Annotated in this window: 17 protein-coding genes; 2 read left to right on the forward strand and 15 right to left on the reverse strand. The window is 58.8% G+C overall.

The features are described from left to right. Window positions 1-73 precede the first annotated feature (73 nt). Window positions 74-745 carry a haloacid dehalogenase type II gene (locus tag ACJO3M_RS00525; protein ID WP_406998743.1) on the forward strand — a complete coding sequence of 224 codons (672 nt, stop codon included), beginning with the start codon at window positions 74-76 and terminating at the stop codon, window positions 743-745. Window positions 746-764: 19 nt separating this feature from the next. On the opposite strand, the gene ACJO3M_RS00530 is transcribed toward ACJO3M_RS00525, so the two are convergent. Both ACJO3M_RS00530 and ACJO3M_RS00535 read right to left on the reverse strand, forming a co-directional pair. Beyond that, entirely contained in the window at window positions 765-1367 is a 603-nt protein-coding gene (locus tag ACJO3M_RS00530) for a TetR/AcrR family transcriptional regulator (protein ID WP_406998745.1), read from the reverse strand. Window positions 1368-1451: 84 nt separating this feature from the next. Further along, window positions 1452-2603, reverse strand: a complete 1152-nt coding sequence (locus ACJO3M_RS00535) for an alpha/beta fold hydrolase (RefSeq protein WP_406998747.1) — start codon at window positions 2601-2603, stop codon at window positions 1452-1454. Between the two features lie 197 nt (window positions 2604-2800). Here ACJO3M_RS00535 and yihG point away from each other — a divergent pair, with 197 nt between their 5' ends. Then, window positions 2801-3706 carry a 1-acylglycerol-3-phosphate O-acyltransferase, YihG family gene (yihG, locus tag ACJO3M_RS00540; protein WP_406998749.1) on the forward strand — a complete coding sequence of 302 codons (906 nt, stop codon included), beginning with the start codon at window positions 2801-2803 and terminating at the stop codon, window positions 3704-3706. Here yihG and ACJO3M_RS00545 read toward each other — a convergent pair whose 3' ends face one another. The 13 genes from ACJO3M_RS00545 to ACJO3M_RS00605 all read right to left on the reverse strand — a co-directional run bounded on the left by ACJO3M_RS00545 (window position 3707) and on the right by ACJO3M_RS00605 (window position 17591). Beyond that, window positions 3707-4843, reverse strand: a complete 1137-nt coding sequence (locus tag ACJO3M_RS00545) for an ankyrin repeat domain-containing protein (RefSeq protein ID WP_406998751.1) — start codon at window positions 4841-4843, stop codon at window positions 3707-3709. A 53-nt stretch (window positions 4844-4896) separates the two neighbouring features. Further along, window positions 4897-6030, reverse strand: coding sequence for an ankyrin repeat domain-containing protein (locus ACJO3M_RS00550; protein WP_406998753.1), 1134 nt, complete (start codon window positions 6028-6030; stop codon window positions 4897-4899). A 115-nt stretch (window positions 6031-6145) separates the two neighbouring features. Beyond that, complete coding sequence (locus tag ACJO3M_RS00555; protein WP_406998755.1) at window positions 6146-6958, reverse strand: hypothetical protein; 813 nt, start codon at window positions 6956-6958, stop codon at window positions 6146-6148. Next, window positions 6955-7404 (reverse strand): YcfL family putative periplasmic lipoprotein, encoded by a 450-nt coding sequence (locus ACJO3M_RS00560; protein WP_406998757.1) that lies wholly within the window; start codon window positions 7402-7404, stop codon window positions 6955-6957. Before ACJO3M_RS00560 ends, ACJO3M_RS00555 begins: the two co-directional genes overlap by 4 nt. 19 nt (window positions 7405-7423) lie before the next feature. Further along, the gene (locus tag ACJO3M_RS00565) at window positions 7424-8653 is read right to left on the reverse strand and encodes a COG3014 family protein (RefSeq protein ID WP_406998759.1); all 1230 of its coding nucleotides are present in this window, start codon (window positions 8651-8653) and stop codon (window positions 7424-7426) included. Next, entirely contained in the window at window positions 8634-9275 is a 642-nt protein-coding gene (locus ACJO3M_RS00570) for an LpoB-related protein (protein WP_406998761.1), read from the reverse strand. Before ACJO3M_RS00570 ends, ACJO3M_RS00565 begins: the two co-directional genes overlap by 20 nt. A 60-nt stretch (window positions 9276-9335) precedes the next feature. Next, window positions 9336-10691, reverse strand: coding sequence for a hypothetical protein (locus ACJO3M_RS00575; protein WP_406998763.1), 1356 nt, complete (start codon window positions 10689-10691; stop codon window positions 9336-9338). A 280-nt stretch (window positions 10692-10971) separates the two neighbouring features. Further along, entirely contained in the window at window positions 10972-11172 is a 201-nt protein-coding gene (locus ACJO3M_RS00580; RefSeq protein WP_406998765.1) for a hypothetical protein, read from the reverse strand. A 65-nt stretch (window positions 11173-11237) separates the two neighbouring features. After that, window positions 11238-13235, reverse strand: coding sequence for a ribonuclease R family protein (locus ACJO3M_RS00585; RefSeq protein ID WP_406998767.1), 1998 nt, complete (start codon window positions 13233-13235; stop codon window positions 11238-11240). Window positions 13236-13370: 135 nt separating this feature from the next. Continuing rightward, the gene (locus ACJO3M_RS00590; protein WP_406998768.1) at window positions 13371-13835 is read right to left on the reverse strand and encodes a DUF411 domain-containing protein; all 465 of its coding nucleotides are present in this window, start codon (window positions 13833-13835) and stop codon (window positions 13371-13373) included. A gap of 129 nt (window positions 13836-13964) precedes the next feature. Next, on the reverse strand, window positions 13965-16574 hold the full coding sequence (locus tag ACJO3M_RS00595) for a heavy metal translocating P-type ATPase (RefSeq protein ID WP_406998770.1): 2610 nt from the start codon (window positions 16572-16574) through the stop codon (window positions 13965-13967). Next, window positions 16571-17023, reverse strand: a complete 453-nt coding sequence (locus ACJO3M_RS00600; protein ID WP_406998772.1) for a MerR family transcriptional regulator — start codon at window positions 17021-17023, stop codon at window positions 16571-16573. The genes ACJO3M_RS00595 and ACJO3M_RS00600 overlap by 4 nt, the downstream gene beginning before the upstream one ends. A gap of 253 nt (window positions 17024-17276) precedes the next feature. Beyond that, window positions 17277-17591: a hypothetical protein gene (locus tag ACJO3M_RS00605; RefSeq protein ID WP_406998774.1), complete on the reverse strand. Its 315-nt coding sequence runs from the start codon at window positions 17589-17591 to the stop codon at window positions 17277-17279. Between the last annotated feature and the right edge of the window lie 37 nt (window positions 17592-17628).

Consider the following 17628-nt stretch of genomic DNA (forward strand, 5'->3'; position numbering starts at 1 on the left):
TGGTCGCATACACAAAGTAGGATCCCTGAACTAGTGTATGGTGAGTGATCGCTCAATAATGTCAGGAGGCACCATGACGCTCAAACTTGCGTTCGATGTATACGGCACGCTGGTCGATCCCATGGGCATGGCGGATCTGTTAAAACAGGACGCTGGTGAAAGCGCAGAGGCCGTCAGCGCTCTTTGGCGGGAGAAACAACTGGAGTTCTCCTTCCGCAAAGGCCTGATGCGGGTCTATGAGGACTTCGGTGTTTGCACTCGTCAAGCCCTGCGGTACGCCATGGCCACTCACGATCTGCCGTTGGCCGGGAAGCGAGAGGATGAGTTGATGGCCGCGTATCTGTCCCTGCCGGCGTTTGATGATGCATTGCCTGCACTGAAAGCCCTGAAAGGCGATTATCCGCTGTTCGCATTCTCTAACGGAAGCTATCCGGCATTGGAAAAAGTACTGGGCCATAATAATCTGCTGGATCAGTTCGAAGGCCTGGTTTCCGTTGACGATATCAAGAGTTTCAAACCTGACCCGGCCGTATACACCTATGCCAGAAGGGCAACGGGAGCCTGGGACGAACCGCTATGTCTGGTATCGAGTAATGCCTGGGACGTGATTGGCGCACGAGCCGCCGGCTTGAAAGCGGTCTGGGTGCAGAGAGATACCAACAAAGTCTTTGAAGACTGGGGCATAGAGCCGTCAGCGGTAATAAACAGTCTTTCAGAGCTGCCCGCGGCCCTTAAGCACCTCTAGAAAGGAATTCCGGAGCCCGTCAGCGCTGTAGCCCCCGGGTCATCAGGTTGATGCTCTCATCCAGCGTCCGCTTGCCGGTCAGTTCGTCGTCGCCGCTGCAGATTTCCAGCAGCACGGCGCCATGCACCACGGCCCACAGGGTACGGACGGTGGCATCGGGATCCGCGGTGACACGGAATCGGCGCTCGGCCATGCCAGTCTTTAGGAAGTTGGCAAACAGCTCAAACGCGGTCGACCTGGACAATACGCCGAACAGGTCGGCCTCAATGGCAATGGGGGTGCTGGCCGCCAGGAACAGGGCGCGATCGGAGCAGGCCAGTTCACGGTAGATGTGGGCAGCCTGTCGCAGCATGGCTTCCGGCGGTGTCTCGGGGAGGGCTGCCATCAGCCTGCGTTGCCATTCTTCCACCCAGGCCTCGTAGAGCGCACGGATCAGACCAGGTTTGTCACTGAACAGGGATTCGACGGTCGACAGTGGCGTATTGCTTTTCTCCGCCAGTGCTTCGAGAGTGAGTGCGGCCATACCGTCGCTGCGAACAATGTCGCGGGCGATGGCAACCAGTTGTTTACGTTCGGCCTGGGGAGCGGAATCGGTTTTTGTTTCCTCTGACTTCGGGGGCATGGAATCCTTCCTTTTCGGTCAGGGTGTCTTCAGTTTTCCTTCCCTAATAGTAGCACCCTGCCGGCTAACCCGGACGATGAAAACTCAGTCAGATCGCTCCGCCAACCATTCTGCCAGTTCCAGCCAGCTTTCCCGAGGCGCCTTGCTGCCTGCCAGAATCCCCATATGCCCGCCGGGCGCCACGCGGAACGTCTTGTCAGCAGAGCTGACATGATCCATCACCCGCTTGGCCGCACCGGGTGTCGCCAGAGTGTCCTCCTGACCGGCGATGGCCAGTAAGTTGGCATTCACATTTTCCAGGCGGGCGACATCTTCACCAATCTGAATTTCACCTTGCGACAGCTGATTGTCGATCCAGATCCGCACCACCGTGTCCTGAATAACCCCGCCCGGGTATGCCACCATCCGGTCGAGAAACGCCGACGTCGTCGCGTGGTTACTGACAAACTCCCGGTCACCCAGCCGCACAATCAGCTCCCAGTACCCCATCACACTGCCGATCGGATTGGTCAGCTTGAAACCGATGGTATTGGCCCAGCCCGGTGTGTGAAACCAGTGGGGTTTGACATCGTGGATGCGAAAACCGGTGCGCTTGCGCACAAAATCCGCGACATCCGCCACCCGCTGGTACATCAGCCCCATCAGGCCGGACGCGTGACTGTCGATGGGCAAACCCAGAACCACCGCATTGCGGATGTGCTGATCCTTGCTAAGGGCGGAGTAAAACAGCGTAAACATGCCGCCCATGCTCCAGCCATGCAGCGACAACTCCTGCTCGCCACTGTGTTCCCGTACCCGGTTCAGATAGGCCGGCAAAAACTCCGCGACATAGGTGTGCAGATTGTAGTGACTGTGCTGACGGGTCGGGATGCCCCAGTCGATCAGGTACACCTCAAATCCTTTCGCCCGCAGGAAGCGCACCAGACTGCGCTGGGGAAACAGGTCGTAGATCAGCATATTCACCGCCAGTGGCGGCACAATCACAATCGGCGTCTTGTGAGCGGTGCGCTCCACCGCAATGGTCTCGCCATCCAGCTCGATAAAATCCTCCTCCAGCGGCGGGTAATACCGCAGACTGACCAGTCCATCGGTATACAGCGTTTCAAACGGCGTTTGCCCCGCCTGCACCAAGCTGGCGGCGCGGAAAACACGGTCGAAGGCATTGCCGGCGTACAGGGCCGTTTGCCGGGTGAGCCCCGACGCTTTGTCAGCCATGGATTTGAAGAGGTTTGGCATGGGGATGTCCATAGTGGGATTCGTAACTCACGTTGATACTTGGCGTTTTCGTGAAGGCTACCGCTGCAATTTGAATTGAGCTATGGCATCACCGTCACATAGTCAGGGCAGACCGGTCACTTCGGGCCACTGCCCAATCACCATTCTGGTTGATATGATTGCACCCCATTGGAAACAACAACCAAAACAGGACCACCATGCTCAGCTTTCTGCCTGCTCCCATTATCGGCGTCCTCAGCTCCATCCTGCTGGGAATCAACACTCTGTTCTGGTGCCTGCTGCTCTACATACCGGCGCTGTTGAAACTGGTCATCCCACACCAGGGCTTCCGCGTGCTCTGCACCCGCGTCATTATCTGGATCTCCGAATCCTGGGTGGCCTGCAACACCGGATGGATGAAACTGACCCATGGCACCCGCTGGGAGGTGAAAGGCGCGGAGAATCTGCAGCGGGAAAGCTGGTACCTGGTGCTCAGTAACCACCAGAGCTGGGTCGATATCTTCGCCATGCAGCGGGTATTCAATCGCCGCGCGCCGTTTCTGAAGTTCTTCCTGAAGCAGCAGCTGATCTGGGTGCCGGTGATTGGTCTGGCGTGGTGGGGGCTGGATTTCCCGTTCATGAAGCGCTACACCCGGGACTACCTGATCAAACATCCCGAGAAGCGTGGTGAAGATCTCAAGGCCACCCGCAAGGCCTGCGAAAAGTTCCGCTATACCCCGGTCAGTGTCATGAATTTCGTTGAAGGCACGCGGTTCACCCAGGCCAAGCATGACAAGCAGAAATCCCCCTACACCCACCTGCTCACTCCCAAGGCCGGCGGCGTTGCCTTCGTGCTGGACGCCATGGGCGACTCCATCGAGACGCTGGTGGACGTCACCATTGCCTACCCCGGGGGAGCGCCCAGCTTCTGGGATTTCATCTGTGGTCGGGTAGGGGAAGTGAAAATGGAGATCCACACCGCGACCATACCGGAACACCTGAAGGGGCGGGATTATTCAACGGATGCGGAGCATCGCAGGAACGTGAAGGATTGGCTCGCCGACCAGTGGCGAGCCAAGGATGAACGCCTGTCTGTGATGCTGGGTGAATCTGACAGCGTTTAATCAGTTAGCGAGGTCTGGATACACCTGTTTGGTTGCGGTGAAGACCTCGTCAAAATTCTCGTCGTTGCCATGCTTCAGCCTGAGGTATCGGGCCATATCAGCAAGTGAGTTGAAGCTCATGTCGGATGTGGCTCTGATGTGCTCCCAGCCGCCGGAAGCTTCGATCGCAGCCCGCCGGCCCACGGCCTCGCCGATCGCGGATCCTGCCATGCCCACCAGCGCAACCGCTGCAAAACTGTCGGAGAACTGTTCCGCAACGACACTGGCGGTGGCAGCCCCGGCAACTGTTCCTACCTGGGCACCGATCCCTGCGTTGATGGCCTGGTTGACCCACTCGGCAGTGACACCGTCGCTGGTGTACGGCGACAGATATTCACCTGAGTTGTTATTGATGACGGCCTCGCTGGCCAGCTCCAGCCGGTTGTCGTCAATTGGTGGATATTGCCTGGCGATGAGCTCCTCATTGAAATCGCGCCGTTCCATGGCTGCAAGAACCTTCTCCATCCGAATCGAAACATTTCGATAATGGTTTGCTTGCTGGAATGAATTTGGCTCAGAAGCCGTTAACGCCTGTTTGTGAGAATCCCTTCTGATAGTGACAGCCTCTATCGCTGACAGACCTTTATCATTCATTAAGGTTGGATCTGCTCCGCGGTTTATTAATAACCTGATGGCCGCGGGCGATTTAAAGAAAACGGGATGATGGAGTGCTGTGTCACCCTTGGCGTTTCTTTGATTGATGTCCCCACCCGCATCAAGGACGGCTTTGACTGCCGGGTAGGAAGTTGCGGCGAACAATGCCGGCATGTCCTCACCTTCCTTGACGCTCAAAGATACGTCGGCGCCATAGGACACTAACAAGTCAAACAGCTTCTGGTTGAAATCGTTGTAGAGGGCCGAGCTTCCAAAGGCTGCATAAAGTGGCCGGTCTCCTTTGTAATTCGTTGAGTTAGGATCGGCACCTTCTTTCAATGCCTGCTCCGCAGCATTGAGATCTGGATCCGAAACAATCGCATCAATCAGAACGTTGTGGAGTTTATTGTTAGTGCGGGTGGCACACCCCGAAGTTAATAAAACCGAGACAACCAGCAGTGCCAGCAGGATTCGCTGATCAATATGTTTAACAGAGAGTGCCATGAGTAATTTGTCCTCTGACCTGACAGGAAGTAGGGAAATTACGGAGTAATGAATTAATCAGCGAGTTCGGGATATATCTGTGAGGTAGCATTAAAAACATCTTCATAGTTCTCGTCATTACCATGCCTCAATTCAAGATAGCGCCGCATATCTTCAATTGAGTTAAAGCTCATGTCGGACGTCTCTCTGATATGCTCCCAGCCCCCAGAGGTTTCTATTGCGGCACTGCGTCCAATAGCCTCGCCAATCGCCGAGCCAGCCATGCTCACGACAGCCACGACTGCGAAGCTTTCCCCCAGTTCTCTTGCGATCGATCCCGCGGTAGCTGCACCAGTCGTTGAGCCAATCTGGGCCCCTATTCCTGCGTTAATTGCCTGATTGACCCATTCTGCAGTGACTCCGTCGCTGGTATAGGGGGACAGAAACTTTCCTGAATTGTCCGGAATAATATTTTTGCTTGCCAGCTCCAGCCTATTGTCATCGATAGGAGGGTATTCTCTGGCTATAAGAGTCTCGTCGAAATCTCGCGATTCCATGAGTGCCAGAATCCTCTCCAGACGAATTGCACGTCTGCGTTGGCTTTGCGCGAAGGTGACTGAATTTTTTTCGATGAGCTGGCCCAGACGCTCTTTTGACGAGTCACGAACGAAAATGACGACGTCAATCGCGGAGACGCCACGCTTATCTTTCAGGTGAGGATCAGCGCCCAATTCCATCAGTCGTTCCACGGCAGCGGGCGTCATTGATGCCGAATGGTGAAGAACCGTCTCACCTTGAGAGGTTCGCTGTTTGACGTCGGCTCCAGCGGCCACGAGGGCCTCCACGGATTCGAGGGTTTTGGCGAAGAAAATTGCGGGTAAGTCGCCTTTTTCTACGAGACTAATGGATAGGTTCGCATTGTATGAGGTGAGAAGTTCGAAGAGATCTTTATTAAAGCCGTCGTTATCAGTACCCCGGATGAAGGCTTCTTTGTCAGCAATGAAAGCTTTGTGTAGAGGACGAACGCCGTCGTACAAAACCATGTTGGGGTCAGCGCCTTCCGCGAGCGCTTGTCTTGCCAATCCAATATCCTGTTCGCCAATAAATGCATTTTGCAGTTTCATATTTGGCGTCGTGCAGCCCGAAAGCCACATCATCGTCAATGTGAGGCACAAACATGCCGCTGTCTTTATGTAGCGTTTGATCATAATAGCTGTTCTCGAAAAACACTTGGATTCGGTCCGAAAGCGCCAGACAGGCATCAGCTTGTGCTCTGTTCACTCGCGGCTGACTGCAGGCCCGAAATCCGGGAAGTCGTCGATTTTATAATTCCGCCAGAGTCTGCAATGCCAATTCCTGCCCCACATCCCGCATGGACAAGCGCTTCTCGCGTTTCTCGAAACCGTTCTCCGTGGCAATCCAGCGGCGGTCTTCCTCGGTTTCCGGCGGCATGCCGTTGGAGCTGACCATGGTGCGGACCGAGCCGTCTTTGACGTTCAGAACGCGGATCTGGAAGTCATCGGAGGCCACTTCGCTGAGTACCAGCAGGTAATCCGCGTGCTGGTCGAGGGCGCGCATTTCCAGCCGTGCCTGGTCCGGTGACAGACGCTCGAAGGTGCCATCCTCTAGGGCGTTGTCGGTAATGCGCATGATGGCATCACGGTCGACAACTTTGACCCCGGCGCGGTTCAGCTGGGAGACAAAACCGCTTTGCAGGTCAAAGGCAGGTGCGGCGGGGCCAGAACGTCTGCTGGAACGTGTTTCGCTCTGAACCGCAGCGCGGGAGTCGCTATCCAGATTCACATCGCCCTCAGGAACTTCACCCCGCAGGCTGCCTGCCCCGGACACGACCACCCGGCGGCGGCTGGCCCAGTCACTGACCTGATCGTTGAACTCCCGGTTCCAGAAGACCGCCATTCTGGGATTGTTCTGGCCCATACCCCGCTGAAAGCGCTCAAGAATGCTGTCGGCCGACTCCGACCGCCGGGAGGCATTGGCCTCGTTCATCAGGTCGTCTGCTGTCAGGGGTTTCTGAGGCGCCGCTTTCATGGGTGCTGGGGCGTGGTCACTGGCAGCCTGGGCCGCCAGTGGTAACAGGCTGGCCGTCATGGCCGCGACAAGGAGTCGTTTCATCATTTGAGCTCCCTGACTTCCACCCGGTACTTCAGCGGTTGGGTGCTGGTGGACAGGGTCTTATAGGCACTCACGCTGTTGGCGGGAATGGTGGAGCGCTGCCAGGTGGGTTTGGCGTCCACCGGTACGCCATCCTGGTCAAAGAACTGGGTACGGGCCTCGATGCGGTAGTCGTAGTCGGTGTGATTGCGCAGAACCGCAAACACTTCGGTGGTGCCGGTTTCGGTGCGGCGACGGCCATGGTTCTCCACCGACAGGCGATAGGTTTGTCCGCTTCCCATGATGCCTTCATTCCAGGTGCGGCTCAGATCGTAATCGGTGAACACCACGGTGTTGTATTCTACGGGGGCGGTGCGCCCTTCCAGTTTGGTGGAGCTGCTGGGCATGGACGTGCAGCCGGCCACCAACAGGGTGGTTGCGGCGGTCATTGCAATCAGTGTTCGAAACATGGGGTTTCTCCTTTGCCTGTCAGGGCCGCCGGGACGTGGCAAGCGCCAGTCCCTGGCCACGGCCGTCGAAGTGGAATTCAGTGGTATCGGTCAGGCCGGGGATAGGCTCGCCGTTCTTGTCCAGGAAGCGCACCGTCACCTGCTGGCCGGGCTCTGCGGTCACCGGAATGATGTGCAGGGTGTCCGGCAAGGCTTCCCAGTAGCGGATGTCGGCGCGCACGTTGGCGGAGGCGGACATGCCTTGGGCCGCCACGCTGACCAGGCTGATGGCGGCGAAGCCGGCGCCGATCACACCCCCGGCCGCGGCACTGGCACCAGCCAGTAGGTTGTTCTGGCTCACGGCACTGAGGTTGGTGCCAACGTCCCGCGTGGTTTCCTTGTACTGGACCTGGCCTTCCACGATGCGGTCAATGGCGCGACCGCCCCGGGTGGAAGCCTGGAAATAGATATCCTCCATGGGATAGACCGTTTCCCAGCCGTCATTGGTCTGCCACTGGGCGCCAAAATCCGGGAAGTTCTTGCCGCGGCGATAAACCAGCTGATAGTGGCCGACACCGTCCCCCAGCTTGCGGGGGGAGTGGCCGGTTTCCACAATCAGCAATGCATTGTGTTCTTCCGATGGAATGGGGGCGTCCGGGCGAAACGCCTTCAGCTCCTCGAAATGCTCTTCCGCCAGCTTGTTGCTGTCCATCTGCATGGCCGCCCAGCCGGCCAGGTAGATCAGCGCCGCGAAATCCGCGCTGTTCTGTTCCTCCTCGGCGAAGGCATCCTGGAGCAGGCCGCCAATGAAGCTGGCACGGGCGTTACCGTAGTCTCCCTGCTCCAGAAAGGTCAGGCCCAGATAGAGGTACACCATGGAACGCTCGTAGGGTTCACCCTTGAAGTCCTTTTCGGCTTCTTCATACCAGACGCTGCGAGCTTTGCGGGCAGCATCATCGCCAGCGTAGATGCTTTCGATGCTGACCCGTGCACGATCCAGCGCCCGCCTGGCCTCGTCGATATGGCCCGCGCGATAGGCCCTGAGGCCAATCTCCATCAGGTTGAGCACCTCGTTACGGCGGCCTTCCTCATAGAGATTGCGAAAGTCCGCCTGAAGCACGGCGGGTTTGCTGGCGATGATCTGCTCCTGTTCGTCGGAGAGACTCGCGCGGTCGTAGGTCTTGGGGCCGGTGGCGCAACCCGCCAGCGACATCGACAGGATTGCGCTGGCCAGCAGTGCCGGTCGGTTCCTAGCGGTAAACCACATCATCACGCCCCGCCTTGCGCATTTCGTAGAGCCCGCTCCAGACGATGGTGCCCAGCTCCATATCCACCATTTCAAAGGTGAGCTGGCTGTAGCGAGACTGGGTGCCGTCACTGCGATCAGAGGCGTCCAGGGAGGTAATCCGACCCGCCAGGCGATAGTCCGCTCCGGCCTGGGCGGCGGTTTCGCGAATCGTGCCGCCATCCACGGCGCCATCCCGTTTCAGGTCGCGCTCTTTCTGGACCATGCCGGCGTATTCACGGCCGACAAAAATCATGCGGCCATTGGCGGCGCGGTTCAGCTCAATGCGCAGACGGTCCGTCAGCATGTTGGTGTTGATCACCGACGAGCTTTCGTTTCGCATGTACTCGTTATCAATGATGATGCGCGGCGGGACATCACGCCCGGCGAGCATCCGGTTGGCCAGCATGTCGCGCATCATTTCGTCGGTAACCGCGACAATGTCCTGGCTTTCAATGCCGACACCGCCAACCTTGCCGGTGGTGGAGGCATCTTCATACACCGTCGCCTCGCCACGGGTGTTATCAATATTGCTGGCGCAACCCGCCGCCAGGGAAACCGACAATGCCAGGCCCGCTGCCTTGGCAAATGGGGAGATGGAACGCATAAATTAACTCCAGTCAGATGAATCAGGGAACCGGCGGAGCAGGAGCTCCGCCGGTGTTAATCAGTAGGCTGTTGCCAGGGCGCCCTCGAGTTCCGGGTATACCTGCAGGGTTACTTGCATGGCGTCGCCATAAGTCGGCTCCCGACCGTATTTCTGCGTCAGGTACACAGCCATGTCCCTCAGGGAATCAAAGCTCATGTCGGAAGAGTCGCGGATGGTTTCCCAGCCGCCGGAAGCGGAAATGGCAGCCTCACGACCGGCGTCCTCGCCCATCTGGGAGCCGATCATGCCGCCTATCAGCCCGGCAAACGGGACCGAGTCCAGTACCTGATTAGCGACCATGCTGCCGGCAGCCGCACCAACACCGGAGCCAACGGTACTGCCCATGCTGGCGTTGGTGCCGATATTGACCCATTCAGCCAGAACCCCATCGGAGGTGTACGGGCTCATGTATTCACCCTGATTGTCGCGGCGCACCATTTTGGTCAGCAGGTCATCGGACATGGGTTTGGCGGCGATAGCGGGCATGGTCATGCCGGAGCAGGCGCCGTCATCCACCATTTCGCCATACTGGAAACAGGTTCTGCGTTGGCCCTCGGGGAGCAGGTAGTTGGTCATCCAGCCGTGAGTGACATCATTCAGCATGTTTGTTGAGCTGGTGAGCCGGCTGCCCATGTAACTGTCGACCCGGGCTTGCGGCCCCATGGCGGTTTGCTGGTTCCTGCGAACCAGGGTCGTTGTGGTGTTGGCTGCCGGGTTGGCAGTCAGGATAAGGTGGGTGTCGGATTCGACGCCTGCTTTAAAGACGCCGGAGGTTGCTGTCAGGGTCTGGATGTTCACCGTCTGACCGTTATAGGAACTGGCGGAATTCTGGCGGGTCAGGAAACGCGCTTCACCCTCAAGTTCTCCGCTGTTGGCAGTGGCTTCAGTACGTACCTTTGCTTTGCTTGTCGAACTGCTGGCATCGGTGGTGACGGTCTGGGTGTAACTGCCAACGCCAACGAACGGTCCCTCAGGCATGCCATTGACGCACTCGCCCTCGAGAAGTTTCACAGATTCAATGCGGGTGTCTTGCTCCATCTCAAACTGTTCGCCGTGGCGGGCCTGTATGGCTTTGATTTCAGCCTCGGATTTGCCATGGGTCACCATCCATTGCCCGGCGGTGTTCAGTTCGCAGTCGATGGCATCAGTGGTATCAAAGTAACTGTCCGGAGACGCCCGGAATTGCTGGAAGCTTGTGCGCAGTGCTTGGTGCCGTTGTTGCAGTTCCTCATCGGTAAATTGAGGTGAGGATTGCAGTTCCGCCTGACTGACGGTTGCCATGGAGCCGCCCATATAGGCCGGGTTTGTCGCCAGGCAGCCAGTGAGAGTTGTTGAAAGTATGATAACGCCGAGTAGTGACTTCTTATTGCTCATCGTTCCGTCCGCTGTGTTGCTGTGTATCCGGACCGCGTCAAATTTTGTGACGCGGTTCTCCTGTTGCATTACAGATACTTCATGCTGGCGGTTACGGAATCCCCTAAACAGGGTATATGGCTAACCCGGCCCTGGATGTCATCAAATATAACTAATTGAAATTAAAATAGTTTTTCGAAAAATAGGGAAAAGAAAGACATGCTCTCAGGTGTCAAACTTTGTAAAACCTGAGCGCGGGCGGGATTGTCGCGGGGAATAAAACGGGGTCGGGTCGAAGTGATCAGCCCTGATCGTCTTCGACCTCATCGGGATGCTCCCGCTTGTAACGCTCCCATTCTTCCCAGTCGTGGGGCGTGCCGGCATGGGGGCGGCGCAGGTGCTTGGCGTGCTCTATGGCGTTATGGCGCAGGCTGTGGTCCCGCTCCTCGTCGTCTTCGTCGAAACCGTACTTTTTCAGGAACTCATCGGGGCTGATGGGCATGGGAGATCACCTCCGTCGGTGCAATAAACTCCTACCAATTACGATGCGCCCGTCGCCCCGGTTTTTCAAGCCCCGGTGGTTTTGCTGTCTGTGCCCTTGTCCGTTGCTATTTCTTCCGCGCTCACCAGCTTGAAGTTGATCTGTTTCCGTTCCTCGTCCACATCCGCGAAGGTAACGGTGACCGGCTGTTCCAGCTGGAAAATGCGACCGTTCTTGTTATGAATCAGGCGCAGGGTGATGGGATCAAAGCTGTATTTGCCATCCAGGGTGCGGCAGCTGACAAAGCCCTCAAGGCCGTTGGCGTCCAGGCGTACGAAGAATCCGGCGGGCACGGTACGGCTGATCACGCCAGTCATGGGGTCGGAGCCCAGGGATTTGGCGAAATCACTCTTGAGCCAGCTTTCCAGGTTGTTGGCGGCCTGGCGGGCATTGATCTGGGTGGCCTGCAGTGCTGCAAGCTGTTCGTCCGTGAGTTCGCCCAGAGGCTCCTGCCACAGCGCCGCCTTGATCAGCCGGTGCACATAAAAGTCGCTGAACTTGCGCAGGGGCGAGGTGAAGGTCGTGTAGGCCGGCAGCCCCATGCCCTGGTGAGGCGCTGCCTCGAATGCCAGTTCCGCACGTGCGAGCTGGCGGGAGAGGATGGCCTTGACCGGTACCTCGGCGTCCAGGTTTTCCGTGCGTTTCATCAGTTCCCGGAAGCCCTCGGCTGAGGTGGCATCCACCGCGGACAGATCCGGGGCGTAGCCTTCGAGTAGCGCCCGGACATTGTCGGCGCGGTCGTTACGCAGGCCCGGATGCTGAATAAACAGCCCTTTGCCTTGTTGACTGAGGAAATCCGCGGCACAGCGGTTGGCCGCCACCATGCATTCCTCCACCAGTCGGTGGGCTTCGTTCTGCACTGACGGCTCGATCAGCCGCACCCGCTTGTTCTCGTCCAGCCGCAGACGGAATTCGGGGCGGTCAGCACTCAGCAGTGCGTGCTCACTGCGCCATTTGCGCAGGGCGGTGGCGGCCTGGTGCAGTTGGTCGAGGCTGTTGGCAACGGCGTCCGGCAGGGCCTTGATGTCGTCGTCCTCGCGGCCTTCGATCAGGTTGGATACCAGCTCATAGCTGAGCTTGCCCTTGGACTGGATCATTGCCTTGTGGAAGCTGTAGTCACCCAGGCTGCCGTCGTTGTTGACCTGCAGATCGCAGACCAGGGCCAGGCGGTTCACCTCAGGCATCAGTGAGCACAGGCGGGTGCTGAGGCTGTCCGGCAGCATTGGCAGCGGCTCGCCCGGGAAATAGATGGCGGTTGCCCGCCGGAAGGCTTCGGATTCCGCCGCGCTGCCGGGCTCGATCACCGCTGTGGGGTCGGCGATGGCGATGGAGAGCTTCCAGCCGGTGGCGTTGGGCTCGGCCAGCAGGGCATCGTCCATGTCCTGGGTGCCGGGGCCGTCGATGGTGACGTAGGGCAGATCGGTACGGTCCTCACGATCACCCGCGCGTGTCTCGATGGTCGCCTCGCTGAGGGCGTCCGCCTGTTGCTGAACCGGGTCCGGCCAGGCATCCGGCAAATCGAAGGTGGCCAGCGTGAGCGCGCGCTCAATGCCGGTGTCGCCGGGTTTGCCCAGCACTTTCAGGATCTTGGCCTGGCCCTTGCCGTCCTTGATGGGGTGTTTGTGGATGCGGCAGTAAATGAAGTCGTCTTGCCCGGCGTTCATCCGCTCTTTCGGTGGAATGAAGATCCAGCGGTTGATACCCGGGGTTTCCGGTACCACGAAATGCCCCTTGCCCTTGATCAGGTAACGGCCGACAAAGGTGGTCAGGTTGCTGTCCAGCAGCTCGTCCACCACGCCCTGGGTTTTACCCTTGTCACCTTCCTGTTCGGTGACGTTGACGCGATCACCGGGCAGCACTTTCTGCATTTCCTCCGGCGGCAGGAACACGTCACGGCCCTCATCCAGCACTACGAAACCGAAACGTCCGTTGGTGGCTTTGACGGTGCCGGGAAAGACCACCTTGTTTTCTTTGATGTCGGTTTTCAGCTGGCGCAACTGGCTGAGGGCGTCGGCATTGAGCATGAACAGGACCTGGCTGGCGAATAATGAATGTCAGGGGCGGAGTATACCGGTTATGACCGGACGCGTCAGACCTCTTGCTCAATCCCGGGTCACGCGGAGCGGCAGGCAAGCCGACGCCGGAAGCCCGTCATACCCTTACTGGTTATGCTCTGAAAATACCCGGGTCTGGCCATCTTCGTTAAACATGATGACTTTGTAATGGTCCTTCCGGTCGCCCATTTCCATACCCGGTGAGCCGGCCGGCATGCCCGGAACACTCAGGCCAGTTGCTTTGGGTGCGTCGGACAGCAGGCGTTTGATGTCATTCGCCGGAACGTGGCCTTCGATCACATAGTCACCGACAAACGCCGTGTGGCAGCTTCCCAGTCCGGCAAGGAGGCCAGCCTCGGCCTTGATTTTGCCCAAGTCGTCGGTGTTAGTGGCAGTGACGTCAAAGCCATTTTCTTCCAGATGGTCGATCCAGTCACTGCAGCAGCCGCAGTGGGGGGATTTGTACACATGGATACTTTCTGCCTCATCTGCGGCCAGCAACGGGCTGCTGGCCAGGGCGCTGAGTCCGAAGGCGGCGGTGAGGCCGAGAGCTTTTTTACGCAGAGTCATGTCTGTTTCCTCAGTGATGATGGCTGTGATCGTCGTTGGCGGCGCCGGCGGAAGAAGGTGACAGCCAGAACCACCAGACGATGGCCGCCATCAATACCAACCCTCCGGCATTGACCAGAAGTGTGCTCATCAGTTCCGCTCCTCTTGCTGGTGGTCGCCGGGTTGTTGGCTGGTTCGGAACAACCGCAGGCGATTGGCATTCGTGACCACGGTTACGGACGACAGTGACATGGCGGCGCCGGCCAGGATCGGGCTCATCAGTATGCCCCACACAGGGTAGAGCAGGCCGGCGGCGACCGGAATACCCATGGAGTTGTACACAAAGGCGCCAAACAGGTTCTGATGGATGTTCCGAACGGTGGCGCGGGAAATCTCGATGGCATCGGGCACGCCGTGCAGGGAGCCGCGCATCAGCGTGATGGCGGCGCTTTCAATGGCGACGTCGGTACCAGTGCCGATGGCAAAGCCGACGTCGGCGGCCGCCAGTGCCGGGGCGTCGTTGATGCCGTCCCCCACCATGGCCACGGTGTAGCCCTTGCCACGCATGGCGCTGACTACTTCGGCCTTGTCTTCGGGAAGCACTTCCGCGCGGTAGTCGTCGATTCCTGCCTTGGCGGAAATGGCTTTGGCGGTGGCATCCACATCTCCAGTCACCATCATCACGCGGATACCGGCATCGTGCAGGCGCTGGATGGCGGCCTTGGAATCCGGTTTGATGGCATCCGCCACGCCGATGACCCCGAGCACGTCCTGGCCGAGTGCCAGGAACAGCGGCGTGCCGGCCTCCTCGGTGATGGTCCCGGCCGCGTCGGCCAGAGCATCGACGGACAGGCCTTCGGCTTCCAGCCAGCGACGGTTGCCCAGGCGCAGGGGCTGGCCGTCGAACTCGCCCTGAACCCCCTTACCGTTCAGCGCTTCGAAGCCGGTGACTTTCTCGGGCTGCACACCGTCCTCTTCCGCTTTGCCCAGGATGGCCTCGGCAAGCGGGTGTTCGGAATGCTGTTCCAGGCCTGCCGCCAGCGCCAGTAAGCGTTGCTCATCTTCATCGCTCGCGTGTATCCGCGTAACAGCTGGATGACCCTCGGTAATGGTGCCGGTCTTGTCGAGAATCACCAGGTCCACCTTGCCGGCGGTCTGCAGGGCATCACCCTGGCGAATCAGTGCGCCGTATTCGGCGGCCTTGCCCACGCCCACCATCACCGACATCGGCGTGGCCAGGCCCAGGGCGCAGGGGCAGGCGATGATCAGAACGGTGGTTGCAGCCACCATCATGTGCACCACCGCCGGTTCCGGTCCGAGGTTGTACCAGACCAGCGCCGCGATCACGGCAATCAGCATCACGCTGGGCACGAACACCGAGGAGATCTTGTCCGCCAGGCGACCAATGGCGGGCTTCGAGCCCTGGGCCTTTTTCACCAGCTTGATGATCTGGGCCAGGGCGGTGTCACTGCCCACGCGGGTGGCTTCGTAGATGATGGAGCCGTGGGTGTTGAGGGTGCCGGCGGAGACTTCGTCGCCTTCGCCTTTGCTGACCGGCATGGGCTCGCCGGTGAGCATGCTTTCATCAATGCGGGTGCTGCCTTCGGCGATAACGCCGTCCACGGGCAGCTTCTCACCGGGCCGCACGCGAATATGATCGCCTTTACGGACGTCTTCCACCGGAATGTCCTGTTCCTCGCCATCGCGAATCACTCGCGCGGTTTTTGCCCGCAAATCCAGCAGGCGACGAACCGCCTCGGAGGTCTTGCCCTTGGCCCGCAATTCCAGGGCCTGGCCCAGATTGATCAGGCCGATGATCATCGCGGAGGCCTCAAAATAGACGTGGCGCGCCATTTCCGGCAAGGCATCCGGTACACTGGCAACCACCATGGAATAGAGCCAGGCGGTACCGGTACCCAGGGCAATCAGGGTATCCATGTTGGCGTTATGGTGGCGGAGGGCTTTCCAGGCACCCACGAAGAAGTGGCCGCCGGTGGCGATCATTACGCCCAGGGTGAGAATGCCGAGGTTGATCCAGGTGACCTGGTTGTCTGCGGTCACCATCATCGAGCCAAAGCCCATGCCCCAGACCATCAGCGCCACGCCCAGACCCAGACTGATGCCCATTTTGACCAGCAGGGTCTTATACTGTTTGTGATCCTCCTGCTGCCGACGTTCGTCGGCCTCGTCCTCGTCTTCAATCACACGGGCGCCATACCCGGCGCTTTCCACGGCCTTGATCAGCGCCGCCGGATCGGCCTTGCCGCTGGCAGTGGCGGTGTTGTCCGCCAGATTCATATGGGCATGGTTGATGCCGGACACCGACATCAAGGCCTTCTCGATAGTATTAACACAGGACGCGCAGGTAGCGCCGGCCACGGCCAGGTGAATCTGCCCGTTTGCGGTGGCCGCCGGTTCTGCCTGAACGCCTTTGGCGACTGTCCCGGCGGTATCCCTGGATGGATGATCCATCTGGCCACCGTTGTTATTGCCGTCTTCAGTCGTGTCCGCGCAGCCAATGGCAGATTCTGATGACTCCCTAACAGGCTCCGCGGGGTAACCGGTTTCTGTCACAATCCGCGCTGCCTCGGCGGCATCCACGCCTTCCGGCAGGGCTACCGTCTGTTTGCCGAGGTCCACTTCCACCAGCTCCCCGTCGCCGGTCAGCGGTGCCAGGGCAGTGCGGATCTTCTTTACACAGCTCTGACACGAGGCCCCGGAAATACTGAGCATGGTTTGTAGCACAGGTGCGTCCGTCATTCGTTGTTACTCCTCAACCTGATCGCCTGCCCGTCAGAGGGCGTTGGCTCTTCCCAGTGTTCGATCAACCGGCAAATGGTGTGGCCATCCGGCGTACCATCCGGCATGTCCTGCCATGCCACCAACGCCGAGGTCATCCGATTGCGCAGCTCCTGCAGCTCGCGAATCTCCCGTTCCACCTCAGCCAGCCGCTGCTGAAATACGTCCCGCACCATCGGACACGGCGAATGATGATCGTCCGCCTGATCCAGAATCTGCCGGATCTCCGGCAGCGAGAACCCCAGCTTCCGGGCCTTGCGGGCAAACCGCAGCCGCCGCAGATCCTCGGCATTGAACTGCTGGTAGTTGTTGTCCGGATTGCGGGTCGGCTTCAACAGGTTTTCCCGGGTATAGAACCGCACGGTATCCGGATTTACGCCGGCGGCCTCAGCAATGTCTTTGACTTTCATGGCGGACCTTCCCATACAGTTTTGATAAATCGCAGGTTCGGGCAGCGTAAAGCTTGCGTAGCGTCGGCGTGGGAAATCCTTCCGAAAATGCTCGGAGCCAGGGATGGCGGAGAGCAAGCGTACAGGGACGTATTAACAGCGGTTTTCGGAAGGATTTCCCACGCCGATGCGGCAATCACCGAAACCTGAATTTAAGGATAGCCTAAAACCTGTGAGCAACTCACAGGTCAAAGGTTTTTTTAAGGTAGGAAGGTTACTGCCCCTTGGCGCGAAGGAATGTACCGCAGTGTTTGCACTGGTCTGGCGCCATCAGCTTCGCCTGCCAGCCAATCTTGTGACCACAGGCCGGACACGCCAGCCGCAACTGAAGCACAATAATCGGCGTGATCAGAGCCGCGATCAGCACCCCGAGCGGCCCCCAGCTCTCGCCACTGGACAAGCCCAACTGACTGCTGAACACCAGAATGATCGTCAGCGCCACGAAAGCAAAGATAAAATAATTCCGGTTCCAGCGCTCCCACTGGCGGATTTTCCGGTCTTGTTCCGGGGTCAGGTATTGGCTTGTCATGGTGTCTTACCTTGCTGGAAATTGGTCAGATGCGATG

The organism is Marinobacter alkalisoli (genome assembly GCF_045449795.1).
Classification (GTDB): domain Bacteria; phylum Pseudomonadota; class Gammaproteobacteria; order Pseudomonadales; family Oleiphilaceae; genus Marinobacter.